18 protein-coding genes are annotated in these 18,222 nt (G+C 60.0%); 5 read left to right on the plus strand and 13 right to left on the minus strand.

Going from position 1 to position 18,222, the window contains the following annotated elements; all coding sequences use genetic code 11:
- Positions 1 to 319: 319 nt before the first annotated feature.
- The 7 genes from J0X15_RS19360 to J0X15_RS19390 all read right to left on the minus strand — a co-directional run bounded on the left by J0X15_RS19360 (position 320) and on the right by J0X15_RS19390 (position 6,374).
- Positions 320 to 883 carry an NADPH-dependent FMN reductase gene (locus tag J0X15_RS19360; protein ID WP_206944498.1) on the minus strand — a complete coding sequence of 188 codons (564 nt, stop codon included), beginning with the start codon at positions 881 to 883 and terminating at the stop codon, positions 320 to 322.
- A 25-nt stretch (positions 884 to 908) separates the two neighbouring features.
- Positions 909 to 2,240, minus strand: coding sequence for a TRAP transporter large permease (locus tag J0X15_RS19365; protein ID WP_206944500.1), 1,332 nt, complete (start codon positions 2,238 to 2,240; stop codon positions 909 to 911).
- On the minus strand, positions 2,237 to 2,812 hold the full coding sequence (locus J0X15_RS19370; protein WP_331461957.1) for a TRAP transporter small permease subunit: 576 nt from the start codon (positions 2,810 to 2,812) through the stop codon (positions 2,237 to 2,239). The genes J0X15_RS19365 and J0X15_RS19370 overlap by 4 nt, the downstream gene beginning before the upstream one ends.
- A 19-nt stretch (positions 2,813 to 2,831) precedes the next feature.
- Entirely contained in the window at positions 2,832 to 3,914 is a 1,083-nt protein-coding gene (locus J0X15_RS19375; protein WP_206944505.1) for a C4-dicarboxylate TRAP transporter substrate-binding protein, read from the minus strand.
- A 20-nt stretch (positions 3,915 to 3,934) separates the two neighbouring features.
- A complete protein-coding gene (locus tag J0X15_RS19380) occupies positions 3,935 to 4,339 on the minus strand; it encodes a YciI family protein (protein ID WP_206944507.1) in 405 nt (134 codons plus the stop codon).
- Between the two features lie 63 nt (positions 4,340 to 4,402).
- Positions 4,403 to 5,548, minus strand: coding sequence for a CaiB/BaiF CoA transferase family protein (locus J0X15_RS19385; protein ID WP_206944509.1), 1,146 nt, complete (start codon positions 5,546 to 5,548; stop codon positions 4,403 to 4,405).
- A 10-nt stretch (positions 5,549 to 5,558) separates the two neighbouring features.
- Entirely contained in the window at positions 5,559 to 6,374 is an 816-nt protein-coding gene (locus J0X15_RS19390; protein ID WP_206944511.1) for a citryl-CoA lyase, read from the minus strand.
- A gap of 260 nt (positions 6,375 to 6,634) precedes the next feature.
- Between J0X15_RS19390 and J0X15_RS19395 the strand changes: the two genes are divergently transcribed.
- The 5 genes from J0X15_RS19395 to J0X15_RS19415 all read left to right on the plus strand — a co-directional run bounded on the left by J0X15_RS19395 (position 6,635) and on the right by J0X15_RS19415 (position 11,336).
- Positions 6,635 to 7,462, plus strand: a complete 828-nt coding sequence (locus J0X15_RS19395) for an IclR family transcriptional regulator domain-containing protein (RefSeq protein ID WP_206944513.1) — start codon at positions 6,635 to 6,637, stop codon at positions 7,460 to 7,462.
- Between the two features lie 67 nt (positions 7,463 to 7,529).
- Positions 7,530 to 9,023: an amidohydrolase family protein gene (locus J0X15_RS19400; RefSeq protein ID WP_209015480.1), complete on the plus strand. Its 1,494-nt coding sequence runs from the start codon at positions 7,530 to 7,532 to the stop codon at positions 9,021 to 9,023.
- Between the two features lie 83 nt (positions 9,024 to 9,106).
- Entirely contained in the window at positions 9,107 to 9,967 is an 861-nt protein-coding gene (locus J0X15_RS19405; protein WP_206944523.1) for a DODA-type extradiol aromatic ring-opening family dioxygenase, read from the plus strand.
- Complete coding sequence (locus J0X15_RS19410) at positions 9,964 to 10,335, plus strand: hypothetical protein (RefSeq protein ID WP_206944525.1); 372 nt, start codon at positions 9,964 to 9,966, stop codon at positions 10,333 to 10,335. The genes J0X15_RS19405 and J0X15_RS19410 overlap by 4 nt, the downstream gene beginning before the upstream one ends.
- A gap of 236 nt (positions 10,336 to 10,571) precedes the next feature.
- The gene (locus J0X15_RS19415; protein ID WP_209015481.1) at positions 10,572 to 11,336 is read left to right on the plus strand and encodes a glutaredoxin family protein; all 765 of its coding nucleotides are present in this window, start codon (positions 10,572 to 10,574) and stop codon (positions 11,334 to 11,336) included.
- Positions 11,337 to 11,362: 26 nt separating this feature from the next.
- Here J0X15_RS19415 and J0X15_RS19420 read toward each other — a convergent pair whose 3' ends face one another.
- The 6 genes from J0X15_RS19420 to J0X15_RS19445 form a co-directional block, all read right to left on the minus strand.
- Positions 11,363 to 11,866, minus strand: coding sequence for a gluconokinase (locus J0X15_RS19420; RefSeq protein ID WP_206944528.1), 504 nt, complete (start codon positions 11,864 to 11,866; stop codon positions 11,363 to 11,365).
- The gene (locus J0X15_RS19425) at positions 11,866 to 12,633 is read right to left on the minus strand and encodes an SDR family oxidoreductase (protein ID WP_206944530.1); all 768 of its coding nucleotides are present in this window, start codon (positions 12,631 to 12,633) and stop codon (positions 11,866 to 11,868) included. Before J0X15_RS19425 ends, J0X15_RS19420 begins: the two co-directional genes overlap by 1 nt.
- A gap of 172 nt (positions 12,634 to 12,805) precedes the next feature.
- Positions 12,806 to 14,629 carry an allophanate hydrolase gene (gene atzF, locus J0X15_RS19430; protein WP_206944532.1) on the minus strand — a complete coding sequence of 608 codons (1,824 nt, stop codon included), beginning with the start codon at positions 14,627 to 14,629 and terminating at the stop codon, positions 12,806 to 12,808.
- A 39-nt stretch (positions 14,630 to 14,668) separates the two neighbouring features.
- Positions 14,669 to 16,321, minus strand: a complete 1,653-nt coding sequence (locus J0X15_RS19435; RefSeq protein WP_206944534.1) for a dipeptide ABC transporter ATP-binding protein — start codon at positions 16,319 to 16,321, stop codon at positions 14,669 to 14,671.
- Positions 16,318 to 17,199: an ABC transporter permease gene (locus J0X15_RS19440; RefSeq protein WP_206944535.1), complete on the minus strand. Its 882-nt coding sequence runs from the start codon at positions 17,197 to 17,199 to the stop codon at positions 16,318 to 16,320. The genes J0X15_RS19435 and J0X15_RS19440 overlap by 4 nt, the downstream gene beginning before the upstream one ends.
- Positions 17,196 to 18,221, minus strand: a complete 1,026-nt coding sequence (locus tag J0X15_RS19445; RefSeq protein ID WP_206944537.1) for an ABC transporter permease — start codon at positions 18,219 to 18,221, stop codon at positions 17,196 to 17,198. Before J0X15_RS19445 ends, J0X15_RS19440 begins: the two co-directional genes overlap by 4 nt.
- Between the last annotated feature and the right edge of the window lies 1 nt (position 18,222).

The following is an 18,222-nucleotide window of genomic DNA, read 5'->3' on the forward strand; positions in this document are numbered from 1 at the left end:
CGAAATCGCTCTCAGGCCAAAATCGCCAATTTCCCGGAATTTAGTGCGCAAGGCACTCTCGCCAGCGACGTGGCCGCCGTCGATGAACAGGCTTATACGGAGACCAGGCACAGGGGTCAACGCATAAAATTCAATCTCGTGAAACTTTTTTCAGCTTCTTTCCCGGCTTAGCTCTGGCGAGATCAGGTTACCCACAAGCCGCCGCCTTAGAAACCCTACGTTCTTGAGTGTTATCAACACGCTGACAGTTCTCAAGAGACTTTCCTGCGCCTCTGACCTGGCCGTCCACTGCCCCATCCAGCGCCTTGCCTGCCCCGGATCAGCCCTGTGTCATGCGCGGATTGGCGCCAGAAGAGGCCCCAAGTGTTTTGAGAAAGGCGGACAGATGCTCTTCGGCAAAGGTCAGGACTGTCTCATCGCTCAGCTGTCCATCCTTCACCTTGGCGTTGGCCTGCGTGATGACGACTTCCTGACAGGTGAAGACCTCGGCCAGCATGCCGTTCAGAATGTACTTCAGATGGGCCTGAGCGCGAACGCCGCCCAAGGCACCTCCCGACACCGAGATAACGAAGCACGGCTTGGCCTTGAAGACAGAAGCGTAAGCCGGGCGAGAGGCCCAGTCGATTGCGTTCTTCAAGACGCCGGGGACGCTGAAATTATACTCCGGAGTGACAAAGACGAGGCCGTCTGCATCGGCGATCTGCTTGATAAAGCCGCCCACATGCGGATCGTCGCTCAGATCTGCGTTGTAATGTGGCAATGCGCCGATGTTGGCGACGGTGCTTTCAACCGTGTCGCCAAGGCCCTGCGCAAGGGCGCCGACGGTGGCGCGGGAAGACGAGGCCTCCCGCAGGCTTCCGGGAATGAAGAGAAGTCGGGTCATGTCGAGCGTTTCCTTCATGAAGGGGCTAGAGCCGCGCCAGCCAGGTGGCGATGGGCGGGAACAGAATAATGAGGCCGATAGACAGCAGCATGGCGGCAACGAAGGGCATCGCACCGGCAAAGATCTCGCCGACCTTCAGGTCCTTGTCATTCATTGCCGATTTGATGATGTAGACAGACAAGCCAAATGGCGGTGTCAGCAGACCGACTTCGACGCAGACGACCGTCAGAACCCCAAACCAGATCAGATCAAAGCCTGCAGCCCCCGCAACAGGCAGCGCGATGGGCAGCAGGATCAGCATGATGGAAATGCTGTCGATCAGGCACCCGAGCGCAATGATCAGCAGCAGATAAAGGATGAGGAAGCCATAAGGCCCGAGCGGACTGGAAAGGATCAGCTCCGCCAACTCACGCGGCACACCACTCAGAGCCAGCATGCGGCTGAAGAAGGTCGCGGCCAGAATGAGAAACAGCACCGAGACGGTGATCTGACCGGTTTCGACCAGAAGGTTCCAGAACTTGCGGCCATCGAGGGAGCGTCGCAGCAAGGCGATCACCAGCGCCCCAAGGGCCCCGGCGGCACCGGCTTCGGTCGGGTTGAGAAAGCCGCCGTAAAGCCCGCCAAGCACAACAACCATCAAGGCAACGATCGGCACGGCCTTGGCCGCCAAGGCGCGGGCGCTGTCACTTTCATCGCCGCGATGGTCCAGACGCCCCTCGCCATTGGCGGTGGGTTCAAAGACAAAACCCGGGCGGTATTTCGCCAGCAGCAAGATCACCACGGAAAAGGCCACCGACAGCAGCAAGCCAGGACCAACGCCGGCGAGAAACATGCGGCCAACAGATTCTTCCGCCAACACGGCATAGATGATCATCAGCAATGAAGGTGGAATAAGCATTCCCAGGACAGACGATCCAGCGACGACCCCGGTGGCGAATTTCTTGGTGTAGCCATGGCGGCTCATTTCCGGCACAGCGACACGACTGAAGACCGTGGCCGACGCGATGGAAATGCCCGTGATGGAGGCAAAGACGGCGTTGGCGAAAACCGTTGCGATGCCCAATCCGGCGGTGACCCGCCGCAACAGCTGCTGGAAGACATCAAACGTGTCCTTGCCGACCCGGGAGACCGTCACCAGCAGGCCCATCAGGACGAACAGCGGCACAACGGCGAAGAGATATTCCCGCAAGGAGTCGTTGGCGACAGCCCCGAGCATGCGCAGGGAGACAACTTCATTGCGCAAGGCGGCAACCCCGAAAAAGGAAACAGCGAGCATGCCGACCCCAATGGGCATGCCGAGATAGATCAGCACCAGCAAGGCGGCGACGGCGAGACTGCCGATTTCAACCGGGCTCATGGCTTTCCCTTCCGACCCTGCGGGGCAAAGATGGTTTTAAGATCAGCAAAGGCGAGGACGACAAACTGCAGGGCAGCAATGGCCATGCCAGCCAGGATCAGCGCGCGGAACGGCCAGGTGGGGAAAGTGGCAATGCCAGTGACCCCTATGTATTCGCCCGAAGCGAAGTCCTTGCCGAAGATCCGGATGGTGGCCCAGGCCATGCCGCCAATGACAGCGGCCCCCGTGAGGTTGAACAACGCAGACAAAAGCGCCCCGGCACGCGGCCAGGCGGCGCGAAAGCCGGTGTAGAAGATTTCCGTACGGGCCAAACGGTCGGCACGAACCGTGGCCGCCAGCTGCAGGGCAACGATCATGACGAGCAGCAAAGCGCCGAGTTCCGAGACCAGAGGCAGCGACGCTCCCAGAGCATTCCGCGCCAGGATATCCGAACAGATGATCATCATCAGGACGCAGATCAGGGCAGTGCCCAGCGCTGCGAGCCCATCCACCAGCGCAGCCCATAGTCGGCTGAGCGTGATGGCGGGACGCCCCGATCGCGGGGCGCCCCTTTCATGCGGTTTTACTGTCACGTGAGTTGACCTGCGGTTCTCAGAGATCTTCGTCCCAATCGCGGACCGGCGTTTCGCCCTTGGCCCGCAGGCCATCCAGATAGGCCTTCATGAAATCGCCGGCCGGCACACCTTTTTCTTCGAGGCTGTCAGCCCATTCCTTGGCGATATTCGGCATGGCAGCCACCCAGGCTTCGCGGTCGGTCTGCGCCATCGGCGTGATGGACACCGATGGCGACTGATCAGCTCCGGCCTCGACCATCTTGTTCAACGCGAACTCGTGACGCTCCAGCAAGTCCTTGCCATGCGAGGCGGTATAGTATTTGCCAGCCTCGACCATGGCTGTCTGGACTTCCTCCGGCAGACCGTCCCAGGTGTCGCGATTGACGGCGACTGCGCCGGAGAAGGCGACGCCCAGATCAACACGGGTAATATAAGGTGCGACCTCGTAGATCTTGGACGGCAGCACTCCAAGCGCCAGAGACAGAACGCCGTCAGAAACGCCGGTCTGGATGTCCGTATAGAAGGTGGTCAGAGCGCCATCGACGGCGTTGGCACCCGTTCCGCGCAGCCAGTTACCGAGGACGCCGGGAGCCGAGAGTTTCATGCCGTCGATCGACTTGAAGCCCTGCTCGAGCGGTGCCTTGGTGTAAAGATCATAGCTGTCGGTGCCGGTGAAGCCGACAACCTTCAGGTTATGGCTCTCCCATTCGTTGCGAAACGCCGTATTGGTTTCAAACAGCTCTTCCATCACTTCCAGCTGCACCGCCGGATCGCTGGTGGAGAACGGCGCATAGCTGGACGCCTGACTTAACGGCAGCTTTGCCGCTTCCAGGAAGGAGAACACCCAACCAACATCGGTGATCCCCTCCTCAACGGAGGTCAGCGTGGCGTTGGCCTTGTAGAGCTGGCCGCCGAAGGCCTCGTTCCACTCGATCTTGTAGTCGCCGGCTTCCGCGAGAATTTCATCGGTGCGCGCCATGAAGTGGGTCTTGATCATGCCGACCCAGGGAATAACCGTCGGATGGCTGGAGGCCACCGTGAGATAGACCGTTTCCTGTGCCATCAGCGGCGTTGGAAGCGCAAGCATTCCAACCGCCATCAGTTTCATCAAAGTGTTCATTGTTTCCTCCCATATCCTTGTCAAAGGATCTCAAAGCTCTGACTGGAGAAATCCAGTCGAACCGTCGTACTGCCTTCGTTGATCATCCAGGGACGAACGGAAAACGTCCTGGCACCGCTCTTGTGCATGGGATCGCGCTCGGCGATCTCGATGGCGGCCTGGCGAGAGGATGCCCGGACAACAACCAGACCGTCGCCCTCCCAACTTTCCTCGTCGTCGGTCCACATCGGCCCGGCGGCGAAGAGAATGCCTTCGCGCTCCAGCGACACCTGAAACTTCAGGTGCTCCTGAATGCCGGCAAAAACCGGGTGCAGCCCCCGGGTGGGCTGCGTGAAGATTGCGTAGAGCTGCTTTTGCAGCATGTCCTTGCTGGCGGTCCGCACATCGCTGGCCGGGACTGCCTGCAGGGTCTCCTCCGTGTTCATGTGTTCTCCTCCGCTTTTCGTTTCTCCCTCGCACGGCTCACGGATGAGCCGTCCGGCGGATCGTCACCCCGTCTTGCGGCGCTGCAACTCGGCACGGATTTCTGCGCCATGCTGGTCGAGAGTCGGCGGGGCCGCGACCTCCAGATCCGGCTGATCATCAAAGCAATAGGGAGCGCGCACCGTCGTGCTGTCGCCCATTTCCGGATGATGGGTCGGAACTGCGATCTTCAAATGCCGAGCTTGTGGATCTTCCAGAGCTTCATCAGAATCATAGGCTGGAGAATGCGGGACTTCGGCCTGGAGAAGTTTCTCGCACCACGCATCGCGTGTGTCGGTCTTGAAGATCGGCGTGAAGATCTCGATCAACTCGTCCTGATGCTGGATCCGTTCCAGCCTTTCATTGAAGCGCGGATCGTCGTTCAAGGCCTGTTGTGCAGTCGCCTCCAGAAGTCCCTCCCAGAACTTCGTCGGCGAGGACATATGTATGGCGACCCACTTCCCGTCACTGCATTCGAACGTATAGCTCTGAGACACGACAGGTCGGGACAGCGGCCCCATGATCTCGCCAACCGAGTAGTAATGGGTGAAGCTGTCGAGATTGAAATGGGCCATGGCCTCCAGCATGGAGATGTCCAGCCGCCGCCCCTTGCCTGTCCGGCTGCGTTCAAGAAGCGCTGCGAGAATGCCCATGGAGGCATATTGCCCGGTGATCGCATCGGCAATTGCCGGCCCCACAACTCGCGGATTGGTCGGCGGGGTCACCAGACGCAAGAATCCGCTGGCCGCCTGCGCCACGGTGTCGAATGCCGGGCGATCTCTGGACGGGCCGGATTTGCCAAAGCCGGAAATCGCGCAATAGATCAGCGAGGGATTGACCGCCCGCAGTGCGTCCTCGCCAACACCCAGCTTTTCCGCCACGCCGGGACGAAAGTTTTGAATGAACACGTCAGCCGTTGCGACCAGATCATAAAGAACGGCCAGATCGTCCGGGTCCTTGGTGTCGATGGCGATGGAGCGCTTGTTGCGGTTGTAGGTCTGGTAATGCGGCGAGTAGAGACCTCCCTTGAAGGCACGGAACGGATCGCCCGTGCCGGGACGCTCGACCTTGATGACGTCCGCGCCAAGATCGGCCAAATGCATGCCTGCTGCCGGACCGGTTATGTAGGTTCCCAGCTCCACAACGCGAATGTCTTTCAGGATTTTCACCATCGGTTTCTCCTCACGCCTTCTCTTGCGGGCCGGTTTTCGATGACGGTTCCCCATCATAGGAAATCGCCTGATCCGCCTGGTGGGACATGATGAAGCCGATGGAACGGCGGGATTCCTCCAGAAGATGGGCTGCGAGGCCCGCCGTGCGAGCCAGAAGCGGCACCGCCTTGAGGGCATCCACCGGCCATCCCGCATCCAGAATGGTGGCCGGAATGGCTCCGGAGACGTTGATCGGAAGCGGCCGCTGGATAATCCCGGGGGCATGCTCTGCCAGAATACGGAGGGTCGAGATGTATTTTCCCGTCACACCCAGCTCATCAGCGATCTCAAGAAGCTTGTTGGCCCGTGGATCGCCCGACGAATGCTGCGGGTGTCCAAGCCCGGGCACTTTCTGGCGCGCGGCCTTCAGTTCTTTCAGCGTTGCAATGACGGCGGCCTCGATCTCGATGTTCTCTGCTTCGGCACGGCGCATGATCTGATCGAGGAACTTGCCGGCGGATTCCGAACTGCCTGCAACGACACTGCCCATGCCAAGCAAGCCTGCGGACATGGCGCCCTGCCAGGACTCTGGTCCTGCTGCCAGCGTCATGCGGGCGGCCTGTACGCTCGGCACAAGCCCGTGTTCGGCAATAGACACCAGACAGGCATCCATCATCGAGCGCTGATTGGCCGTTGGTCGAATGCCCGTAACCAGAAGCCAGAAGTAGTCGGTGAAGTCGACTCTGCCGATCAGATCATCACAGAGGTCATGGCCGCGCACGGTGACGCTCTCGGCGTCTGACGTGGCGATGGCTGTGTAGGTCTGGTCTTGCTTTCCTATTCGCATTACGTTCCTCTTTTTCGGTATGCGAAATTATTTCCTATTGCCGAAAAGTTAGAAGCCATTTAGGGTGGCGTCAAGTAACAATCGGTCTCCAGGCTCCAGCAGGCTGAAAGATTAGTACGCAAGGGAGGAAGCAGGCGCAGGAAGTCCCAACGGCAGACCATTGGCGTCCGGTACATCCAGACGCTATGACTGAGAGCATCAAGCCGGGTCTCATTCCCCGCCGCTCCTGCCGCTTTCAAAATGCCGCCTCCCGAAAAGGAATGCTTGAGTTGAACGACGTGACCCAGAAAAATGACGCCCAGCGCCCGTCTGAATTCGTGGAAGCCCTGGCCAAGGGACTGGCCATTCTCGAATGCTTCGACGCGACCCATGCTGAAATGACCTTGAGCGAAGTGGCTCGCCGTGTCGGGCTGACGCCAGCCGCTGCGCGTCGCAGCCTGATCACTCTGCAGACGCTTGGCTATGTCGGGCAGAAGGACAAACGCTTCCACTTGCGCCCACGCATCATGTCGCTCGGGTCGACGTTCTATTTTTCTGCGGGAATTGGTGAGGTCTTGCAGCCCAACTTGCGCTCCCTGGTGGAACAATTCGGCGACGCCTCGTCAGTGGGAACCCTGGACGGTCACGACGTCATTTATATCGCGCATTATTCCGTGCAACGCGCCCGGCGGGCCGCGGCCGTCGTGGGCGCTCGGTACGCTGCATGCGCCACATCACTCGGACGCGTGCTTCTGGCCGGCCTGCCGGATTCCGCCCTTGATGCCTACATCGCCTCGGTCAAGCCAGAAGCCATTACCTCCAGATCGATTACCGACCCCTGTCAGCTGCGCCGGGAAATCATGGATGTGCGCGACAAGGGCTATTCGACCACGGTTGACCAGCTCGACTACGGCATCACCGCTCTGGCGGTTCCCATCCGGGATCTGGAAGGCCGGACGATCGCCGCATTGAACACCTCCGGCTACACGGGACGCATTACCCCGGAAAGCCTGGTGGAAGAACGCCTGCCATCACTGCGAGAGGCAGCGTCACATATTGCCCACGAAATAAATCGTTACCCCATCCTGCAGTCCATGATCGGGACCTGATCATGCAGGCATGAGGCAACACACGGCGAAGGGAGGACAAGCCATGTGTCGACTCTGCAATCCTAAAATGCCGGGGCTGACGTGCCTCGCACGGAGCGACTTTCTGCACGACAGCACCGGTTCCGATCAGGCGGCCAATGCGGGGAGCTTCATCGCTTCCGGCAGCAATGCGGCTCAGGATTCCGCTGCCAGCACCCTGCCCGCAGGAATCGGTGATCCGGACCGCCGCATTCTCATAAAAGGGGGCGCCGTTCTCTCCATGGACGCCGCCGTTGGAAATTTTGCCGTCGGCGACGTGCTGATCGAAGGCGGTCGTATTGTCGAAGTTGCCTCCAAAATCGAGACTGGCGATGCCGCCGTGATCAACGCCAGCGGCAAGATCGTCATGCCCGGCTTTGTCGACACCCACCATCATCAGTTCGAAACGGCGCTACGCAGTCAGCTGGCAAATGCCATCCTGATCAACGACGGTCGAGCCTCAGCCAGGTTGAACTACTATGAGGCGGTGCTGCAGCAGGCCTCGATGGTCTACCGCCCGGAAGACGTCTACATCAACGAGCTTTTCGGCTCTCTGTCTCAGCTGGATGCCGGCGTGACCACCGTGATGGATGTCAGCCAGATCCACCACTCCCCGGAACATTCGGATGCCGCCATAGAAGGCATGATGGATGCCGGACGTCGCTCGGTGTTCGGATATTTCGAGGGCTGGGGCGACCGGGCGCAATACCCGCAGGATGCCAAGCGCATCAAGCAGCAGTATTTCTCTTCCGACGACCAACTGATGACCATGGTCATGGGCGGCGAGATCTATCTGCCCGGGTATGAGACGGCCTGGAAGATCGGTCGCGAGCTCGGACTTCCGATTGCGCTGCATGTGGTCGGTACCTTCGGCATGCAGGAGACCTTCGACACGCTCGGTGCCAGCGGGCAGTTCGGGCCAGACAATATCTTCATCCACATGACCGGCATGTCCGACAAGGGCTGGAAATACGCCGCCGATGCAGGCGCGCATGTGTCGCTCTCCGTTCCCATCGAAATGCAGATGCGCCACGGCATGCCGCCGGTGCAAAAAGCCATCGATCTCGGGATGAGCACCTCCCTGTCTACGGACGTGGAGTGCACCATGACCGCCGATCCCTTTACCCAGATGCGGGGGCTGATCACGCTGCAGCGCATGCTTGCGAATGAAAAGGCGTTGGCAGGAGAGGACTATCCGGAGCTGATGACAACACTGGAAGCCATCCGCACGGCGACGATGGGCGGCGCGGAAGGGCTGAAGCTCGACAGCAAGATCGGTTCCCTTACGCCGGGCAAACAGGCGGACATTCTCCTGCTCAATGCCGAGACGTTGAATGTTGCGCCACTCAACAATGTGCCGGGCGCCGTGGTCACGCTGATGGAGCGCAGCAATGTCGACACCGTTCTGGTGGCCGGCAAGGTCAAGAAATGGCGCGGTGAGCTGCTTGGTTTCGACCTGGGCCGCCTCACCACGGAACTTGCCGCCAGTCGCGATCACATCTTCGAGGCTGCCGGTCTGGAACGCGACCTCTTTGCAAACTGATTTTGGAACTGGCGCGGTCGGCAACGGCCGCGCCGCGTGACGTCTGGCGCTCGCGAGTGCCACTTTCGATAGGAGTTCAAACCTTGGCCCAGCTTGTCGCCACCCTGGCATCAACGCACCACCCGTTTTATCTGAAGGCCACGACCATGCCGCCGGAGCAGCAGATGCCGCAAGCACCGGAGTGGAAACGCAAGGTGGAGGCGTATCGGGAAACCCTGTCCCGGACCAAGCCGGATATTCTGGTGATGATCGGCTCAGACCATTTCCATCAGATCTTCCTCGACAACTGCCCGCAGTTTCTGATCGGCAAGGCGGAACGCTATGACGCGACCTTCTACAATGAAGAGCGCGAATTCGGCATTCCGAAGTATGTTCTGGAAGGTGATGAAGACATGTCGCGGTTCATGCATCAGTCGCTGATGAACCAGAATTTCGATCTGGCCTTTTCAAATGAGCTGAAGATCGACCATTCGATCATCTGCCCGATCATTACCGTGCGGCCGGAAAACGATCTGCCGGTCGTGCCGATCTACACCAACATCTTTGCCCCGCCCCTGCACACGCCGCGGCGCTTCTATGATCTGGGCCGGGCTATCCGCAAAGCTATCGACGATTTTCCATCCGACAAGAGAGTCGCTGCCATCGGCACAGGCCATCTGTCACTGGAACTCGGCGGACCACGCCAGTTCATGGAAACCGGGCCGGATCCCGTATTCGACCGTCAGGCCATCGAATGGCTCAAGGCCGGTGACATCGACGCCATTTTAGAAAATGTCACCCACGAAACCATGGCCAGGAACGGCAACGCGACCCACGGCTTCCTGAACTTCATTCTGATGCTGGGCGTCGCCGGGGCCGAAGGCGCTGACTACGTCGACAACCTCGACCTCTTTCACACCATGGAAGCCTATTTCACCTGGTATCCCAAGGAGCAGACGGCATGAGCAAGTATTACGTCAACAAGTTCCTGTTCACGGTCGACCGTGACCCGGACTACCTGAAGCGCTACACTGAAGACCCGCGCAGCTTCGTGGTCACCTGGGAACAATCGATTGGGCCGAAGCTCATCGGCAATGAAGGCGAAGCCTCAACCGTGCACGGTTTCACGACTGCGGAACGCGATGCACTGATCAACCACGACTATGTAGCGCTGTTCGAGATGGGCGCGCATTTCTTCCTCAATCTGACGCTGTTCATCGGCATCTACGACGAACCATATCTGACCAAATCCGGCCCGCTCTCGTTCCAGCGTGAATTTGCCGCCAAGCTGCAGCATTGGCGCGACAAGGAATACCCGAGCGTCGAGACCTGATCCGTCAGACTGAGAGACCGGGCGCCGGTCAAAACGTCATCACCGTCGTCCGTTCAGGTCGACCCTTGCGACAGGTCCCCACCGACGCCGCAAGGGTCGACTTTTCTATTTCAGGATCGGTGCCAGTGCGACCGCGTCCGGCGCGACAGGGAACCTTTACGGCTTCGGTCTGTTGGAAAATCAAGTGTCGAGCTCGCAGAAGCTCAGCTCACAGCCGACAGATAAGGAGCCAAGCGATGTCAACGAACGCTTCGGAAAAACGCGCCGTCCTCTATCGGATGGTTATGCCCGAGCATACGTGTCCCTACGGCCTGAAGTCTCAGGACCTGCTGCAGCGTCAAGGCTATGAGGTCGAGGACCATCACCTGGAAACGCGGGAAGAAACCGATGCCTTCATGCAAAAGCATGGCGTCGAGACAACACCGCAGACATTCATCGATGGCCAGAGGGTCGGCGGCTACGACGATCTCCGGGTGTTTTTCAAGCTAGACCCGCCACCCGAAGAGCAAAGCGATACGACCTATCAGCCAGTCATCGCTATCTTCTGTGTAGCGCTGCTGCTGGCTCTTGGGCTGTCTTGGCACCAGTATGAGAGCTTTTTCACCCTGCGTGCGGCCGAGTGGTTCATCTCCCTGTCCATGACCATTCTGGCCATCCAGAAGCTGCAGGACATCGAGAGTTTCTCGACGATGTTTCTCAACTACGATTTGTTGGCGCGCCAGTGGGTGCCTTACGGAAAAGTCTACCCCTTCGCCGAGGCCCTCGCCGGTATCCTGATGACGGCCGGCCTGTTCGTCTGGTCGTCCGCGCCAGTTGCCCTGTTCATCGGCATTATCGGAGCCGTCAGCGTGTTCAAGGCGGTCTATATCGACAAGCGTGAACTCAAATGCGCCTGCGTCGGCGGAAGCTCCTCCGTGCCGCTCGGGTTCGTCTCCCTGACCGAAAGTCTGATGATGACGGCCATGGGCCTCTGGATGCCACTCAAGCACTTTGTGCTTTGAGGCATGCTATCTTTGCCGCAATGGACTTAGTCCGCGTTGCGAACCTGCTTCAGGCCGGCAAGAAACGCGGCAACCACCTGCTCACGCGGCTGATCGATCGAGGCTTTCACGCAGAGCTCATCGGATGCCGGCGGTTCCAGGGTTGCCAACTGACTGTCCAGCAAGGCAACCGGCATGAAGTGTCCCGTGCGGTGCTTCATGCGTTCCCACAGGACCTCCCGCGTGCCTTCGAGAAACAGGAACGTGACCGGACGCCCGGCGTTTCGGGCAATGCGCTCGCGGTAGACCCGTTTCAGCGAAGAACAGGCAATCACCACCCTTTCATCGGTATCGAGCTTGCGCCCCACCTGATCAAGCCAGGGCTCGCGGTCACTGTCGTTCAGCGGTTCGCCACGGCTCATCTTTTCGATATTCGCCTCCGGGTGCAGGTCATCGCCATCGATGAAGCGTCCACCGATGGCATCGGCAAAGGCCTGACCAATTTCACTTTTGCCGCATCCGGAGACGCCCATCATCACATATGCGCTCATTACAGGGACACCGATATGCCACCGTCGACGAAGACGGTGGTTCCATTGACGAAAGAAGAGGCCTGTGAGGAGAGGAAGATGCAGGTTCCCACCAGCTCCTCCACCTTGCCCCAGCGGCCGGCGGGTGTGCGTTTTGCCAGCCAGGAGCTGAACTCCGGATCCGCGACCAGTGCGGCATTCAACGGCGTGTCGAAATACCCCGGCGCCAGACCATTGCATTGAAGGCCATACTGCGCCCAGTCAGTCGCCATGCCCTTGGTCAGATTGGCAACAGCCCCCTTGGTGGCGGTATAAGGCGCAATGCCAGGGCGCGCCAAGGCCGTCTGAACCGAGCAGATGTTGACGATCTTACCCCGACCACGCGCGATCATGTGGCGGGCGAGCGCCTGTCCGACATGATAAACCGAGGCAATATTGGTCTGCAGCAGACGATCGAACGCATCGGCCGGGAATTCTTCCAACGGCGCTCGGTGCTGCATGCCGGCATTGTTGACCAGAATATCAATCGGACCGACGGTGGCCTCGAAGTCATCAATGGCCAGCTTCACCGCTTCATGATCCGTCACATCGAACGTCAACTCATGAACGGTGAACCCTTCCTCCTTCAACGCAGCGCTCGCGGCCTGCAGCTTGGCGGCATCGCGACCGTTCAGCACGATCTCCGCACCGGCTCTGGCAAGGCCACCGGCAAGCGCGTAGCCGATGCCTTGCGACGAACCGGTCACCAGGGCCCGCTTTCCAGTCAGGTCGAACAGTGACAGGCTCATCTGAATTCCTTCTCATGAAACGAATGAACCGTTTCATATCCTGAGCCGTTGCCCGCACGCAATATCAACGCACAGGATTGCAGCGAACACAAAAAAGCCCGGCAGGTTTTCCCACCGGGCTTTTTGAGTTCCAGAGATCACCGGCAAAAGCTGACGACCGGCCTGTCGGCCTCTATTCTGCGGCGACCACAGGCGCCGCGGTGTTGGGACCTGCAATAAAGGTCCGCCAGCTGCCAAGATGGGTGATGTTGTCTGCCCCCGCAGTCCCGGAGCCTTCGCAGATGAACCCGGTGACAGCGCGACCATCGGACAGTGTGACCTTGCCCAGCCCAAGGGGCGCCGGGATGCCCGCCAGAAAGCTGCCGACATTTTCGGCGGGCATTGCCCAGACTTCCACCTCGATCTCGGCCCCTGACCCCTCTGCGCCGCGCACCAGGCCCGGCCGTTTCGGCGGACCACCGGCCAGTGCGTAGAGGGAATAGGCATCGCTGCTGCGAGCCGCCTCCAGGAAACGTGCACCACGGGATGTCAGCTCATGATTGAGAGCCATGCCGGACATATGCGCACCGCAAACGGCGATGGCGAGTTCGCCGGGGGCTGCTCCCGGCAAACTCGTCACCGGCTCCGGCAAGGACCAACCGGTCGCGCCGAGAGTATGGGATCCAAGCTGCTCGAGTTTTCTGCCCAGCGCGGCCACGGCCCAGTCCTTGCCGGCGGCGGCAAGCAGGGTGACACTGCCGGGACGCCCGTCACTGCGCGGCGCCACGGGAACCGCCAAACCGCACATGTCGAGCAAATTGACGAAATTGGTGTAGGTGCCATTGCGAGAGTTCGGTCCGATCGGATCGGCTTCCAGATCCGCGACAGAATAGAAGGTCGGCATGGTCGGCACGCAGAGCATGTCGAGGCTGGCCAGAACCGGCTCGGTCTTTCGCGCCAGTTCCTTCAGCCGGTAAAAGCCACGGAACGCATCGGTTGCCGACAACTTGAGCGCTGCACTGACAACCTTGACAGTCGTCGGATGAACCGCTTCCGGCTGGTCGCGCATGAGCTCTTCGATAACCGTATGACGCTCTGCCACCCAGGCACCTTCATACAGCATATGCGCCACATCATAGAACGGCGTGAAGTCGACCTCGACGATCTCTGCGCCCTGCTGCTTCAGCAGGTCAACCGTGTCGTAGAAGGATCGCGCCTGAAGCTCGTCGCCAAAGAACTCGATGCTTCCGGTATCCGGAATGCCGATCTTCAGCTTGCCGGGCAGCGGAGGCAGCTCGGGCGCCGCAATATCGCGCGAATAGGCGTCGCCCGCATCGAAAGCGGCAGCGACCTGATAGGCCGAATAGGCATCATCGACGGTCAGGGCGAAAATGGAGATCGTATCAAGCGTGCGGCAGGCCGGAACGACGCCCGTTGCCGACAGCGCGCCCAGGGTCGGCTTCAACCCGACGATATTGTTCAAGGCGCCTGGCACACGACCGGAGCCCGCCGTATCCGTGCCGAGCGAAAAGCTGACAATGCCGTGCCCGACGGCAACGGCAGAACCAGACGACGAGCCACCGGGAACCATCTTCGGATCAACCGAATTCTTCGGCGGCTGAAACGGCGAGCGCACGCCGACAAGTCCGGTGGCAAACTGGTCAAGATTGGTCTTTCCGATCAGCAGCGCGCCGGCATCTCTCAGGCGTTTGACCACAAAGGCATCTTCATCAGCGTGATATTCATAGGCCGGGCATCCCGCCGTTGTCGGCTTGCCCGCAGCATCGATGTTGTCCTTGATGACAAACGGAATACCCCAAAGCGGCTTGTCCGGATCATACGCGCCCAGCGCCTTAGCCGCTTCCAGCACCTCAGTCTTGTCGAAAAGATGGATGAAGATACCGGGATCCGCGACCACGTCGATGCGTCGGAAAACCTCTTCCACAATGGCCTCCGGGCATGTGCCCTGCTGGTAGGCGGCGTGAATGGAGGGAAGCGTGAAGGGCAATTCAAACATGGTATCCTCGAAATCTTCTTTTTGTCATTCCACATGTGGTCATTCTGCAGCCGACGGCACGGACACAGTCAATGCGGGCGGATGCGGAGCGGCAGACAGCAGGGTCCTGGTGTAAGGGTGCGAAGGCGCACTCATGACCTGATCTGCCGGACCTTCTTCAACAATCTCTCCATTTTTCATCACGATGACCCGGTCGCACAAGAGCCGGACCACATGCAGATCGTGGCTGACAAAGAGATAGCTGATGCCGAGCTTCTGCCGAAGGTCAACGAGCAGGTTGAGAACAATGGCCTGAATCGAGACGTCCAGCGCGGCAGTCGGCTCGTCCAGGATCAGAAAGTCCGGGTTGACGCCGATGGCACGGGCGATCCCGACACGAGCTTTTTGACCGCCGGACAACTGATGCGGAAATCGGTTCAGCAGCGGCAATGGCAATCCGACCAGCTCGGCAAGCTCCTCGACACGCAAGCTGAGCTGATCCCCCGTCAGCCCGGTGAGACGTTTCAGCGGCTCGGCAATGGACTGGCCGGCGGTGTGGCGCGGATTGAAACTGTCGGTGGCATCCTGAAACACCATCTGGATTGAGGCACGGCGGGGATCGCGGGCAAACGTCCGGGCAGAGGTTTTGGCCAAATCATCGCCGTTGAACAGAATTTCGCCCGACGTCGCATCATCGAGGCGCACCAGGATGGACGAGGTGGTGGACTTGCCGCAGCCAGACTCTCCAACGAGACCGACGCTTTCGCCCTTGCCGACATCAAATGAGATGCCCTTGACCGCATGCACTGGCCCGGACTTGCCCTGATAGGTCTTCACCAGGTTGCGCACCTGAAGCAAAGGCGCCGTCACTTCGGTCAGGCTGGGTTCCGGTGTGCGCTGCTCCGGTGGCAACAGGGAACGAATGGAGGCGTCAGCTCTTGGCGTCGCATCCACCAGCTTGCGGGTGTAAGGGTGGCTCGGATCCGAGAACAGCTTCTCCGGCAAGCCCTCTTCGACGATGACACCGTCCTTCATCACCGCGATCCGGTCGCAATATTGCGCAGCAAGACCCAGGTCATGGGTGATCACCATGGCGCTCATGCCGCGCTCGCGGATGAGGTCGGCAATCAGATCCATCACCGCCTTCTGGGTGGTGATGTCGAGCCCGGTCGTCGGCTCATCGGCAATCAGCAACTTTGGATCGCAAGCCAAAGCGATGGCAATGACGATACGCTGGCACATGCCGCCGGACAGCTCGAACGGGTAGGCATGATAGCGCGCCTCGGCATCGCGGATTTTCACCGCTTCCATCGCCCGGATCGCTTCACGTTTGGCGGTGAATCGGGTGGCCCTGGCATGACGACGCAGCACATCCTCGATCTGGTGGCCGACCTTGCGGATGGGATTGAGCGCGGCGCGCGGGTTCTGGAAGATCATCGAGATCTCCCGACCGCGTAGATCCCGCATGGTGCTTTCCGGGACAACGCGTAGATCGACACCGCCATAGGTGAGATCCCCACCGCTGATGCGGCCGTTGCTCTCCAGCAGACGCATCAGCGCGTAAGATGTCACGGACTTGCCGGATCCCGATTCACCGACAATGCCCAGCACTTCGCCTTTCGTGACCTCAAGCGAAATGCCCCGGACAGCCTCGACATCGCCCCGGCGGGTGGCGAAAGTGACCTTCAGGTCTTCAATGGACAATAAGCTCATGAGCGTTGCCGGGGATCGACAATGTCGCGCAACCCGTCTCCCAGTAGATTGAAGGTGAACACGGCGAACATCAGTGACAGTCCCGGAAAGATTGCCAGCCACCATTCGCCCGAGACGATGAAGTTCGCCCCCTCGGCGACCATGATCCCCCATTCGGCGGTCGGTGGGCGCACGCCGAGACCAATGAAGCTCAGGCCGGCGGCGTTGAGAATCGCCCACCCGAGATTGAGGGACACCTGGACCATCATCGGCGGCAGCGCATTCGGAAAAATGTGAAAGGCCAATACGCGCAAGTCGGAGTTGCCGGCCAGCTTGGCAGCCTGGGCGAAGCCGGCATTGCGCCGGATGTTGACTTCCGCCCGCACCAACCGGGCATAGAAAGGAATGTTGATGACCGCCGTGGCGTAGACGATGTTTTCGACCGTGTTGCCAAGGGCTGCAACAATACCCATGGCCAGGACAAAGAGCGGAAAGGCCATGATGGTGTCGAACACCCGGTTCAACACCGTATCGAGCCATCCGCCCCAATATCCGGCGATGCTGCCCAGAACCGAGCCGATGGCGAAGGACAGAGCCACGGCTGCGACGGAGATCGCCAGATCGAGGCGCGCTGCCACAACCACCCGGCTGAACACATCGCGCCCAAGATTGTCAGTCCCGAACCAATGGACAAGCGACGGGGGCTGCAGTGCCTGGGCCGCATTCGACACCAAAGGGTCATGCGGCACCAGATACGGTCCGAACAAGGCCATGACCAAGAGCACCGCAAACATGCAGAACGCCAGAAGGGTGACCGGGTTGGACCGCAGCACATAGGCGACATGCGCCAGCGCGCCATCCTGATTGAGCCTTGGCGATGGCGAGGAAAGGTCGGTCATCGGGTCTCAAATCCAATTCGCGGGTCAATGAGCGTGTAGGTCAGGTCGATGATCAGGTTCAGCGCCACGAACAGCAGCGCCATGGCCAGGACGAACCCTTGAACCGCTGCGTAGTCCGACACGACAAGCGCCTCGACCGCGTAGGAGCCAATCCCCGGCCAGGCAAACACCTTCTCGACCAGCACATTGGCGCCGAGCGTGAAGGAGAAGACCATGCCGAGGGTGGTGACCACCGGCAGCAAAGCGTTGCGGAAGGCATAGGCGTAAAGCACCTTGCTCTCGGTCAGTCCGGCGGCACGCGCCGTGCGGATATAGTCCGACGACAGGGCGGACAGCATTGCAGCGCGGGTCATGCGGGCCAGCGGCGCCAAGGTGAAGAGCGACAGGGTGATCGCCGGCAGAATCAATTGCTTGGCCGCCGCGCCCCAGGTTTCCCAATCACCGACGAGGGCTGCATCGATCAGATAAAACCCGGTGATACGGTCCGGCTCGATGTAGATGAAATCCAGCCTGCCGACTGGCGATGGCGCCACCCCAAGCAGGTAATAGAAGACGTAGATCAGCACCACGCCCGTAAAGAACGTCGGCAGGGAGACGCCCGCCGTCACCAGCACCCGACACAGGTGATCGGCAACCGATCCGGGCCTCGTCGCTGCCAGAATGCCCAATGGAATTGCGATCAGGCAGGACAAGACCAGCGCCGTCAAAGTCAATTCCAACGAGGCAGGAAGCCGGGTCATCAGATCCTGCAGCACCGGTTGCCCGGTCGACAGGGACTGCCCGAGATCCCCGGCCAGCACATCGCCTGCATAGACCAGGAACTGCTGGGCCATGGGTTTGTCCAGGCCCAGGGCAGTTCGGGTTTCCGCAATGGAGTTTTCATCCGCTGCCATACCCGCGAAATAGACCGCCGGGTCTCCCGGGAGGGCCCTGGTCAGCACGAAGCTGACCACGACCACACCCAGAATCACCGGAATCGCCTGCGAAAGTCTCACTATGACCGTGCGAAGGGTCCCGCTCATG

Source organism: Roseibium limicola, assembly GCF_017313085.1.
Classification (GTDB): Bacteria; Pseudomonadota; Alphaproteobacteria; order Rhizobiales; family Stappiaceae; genus Roseibium; species Roseibium limicola.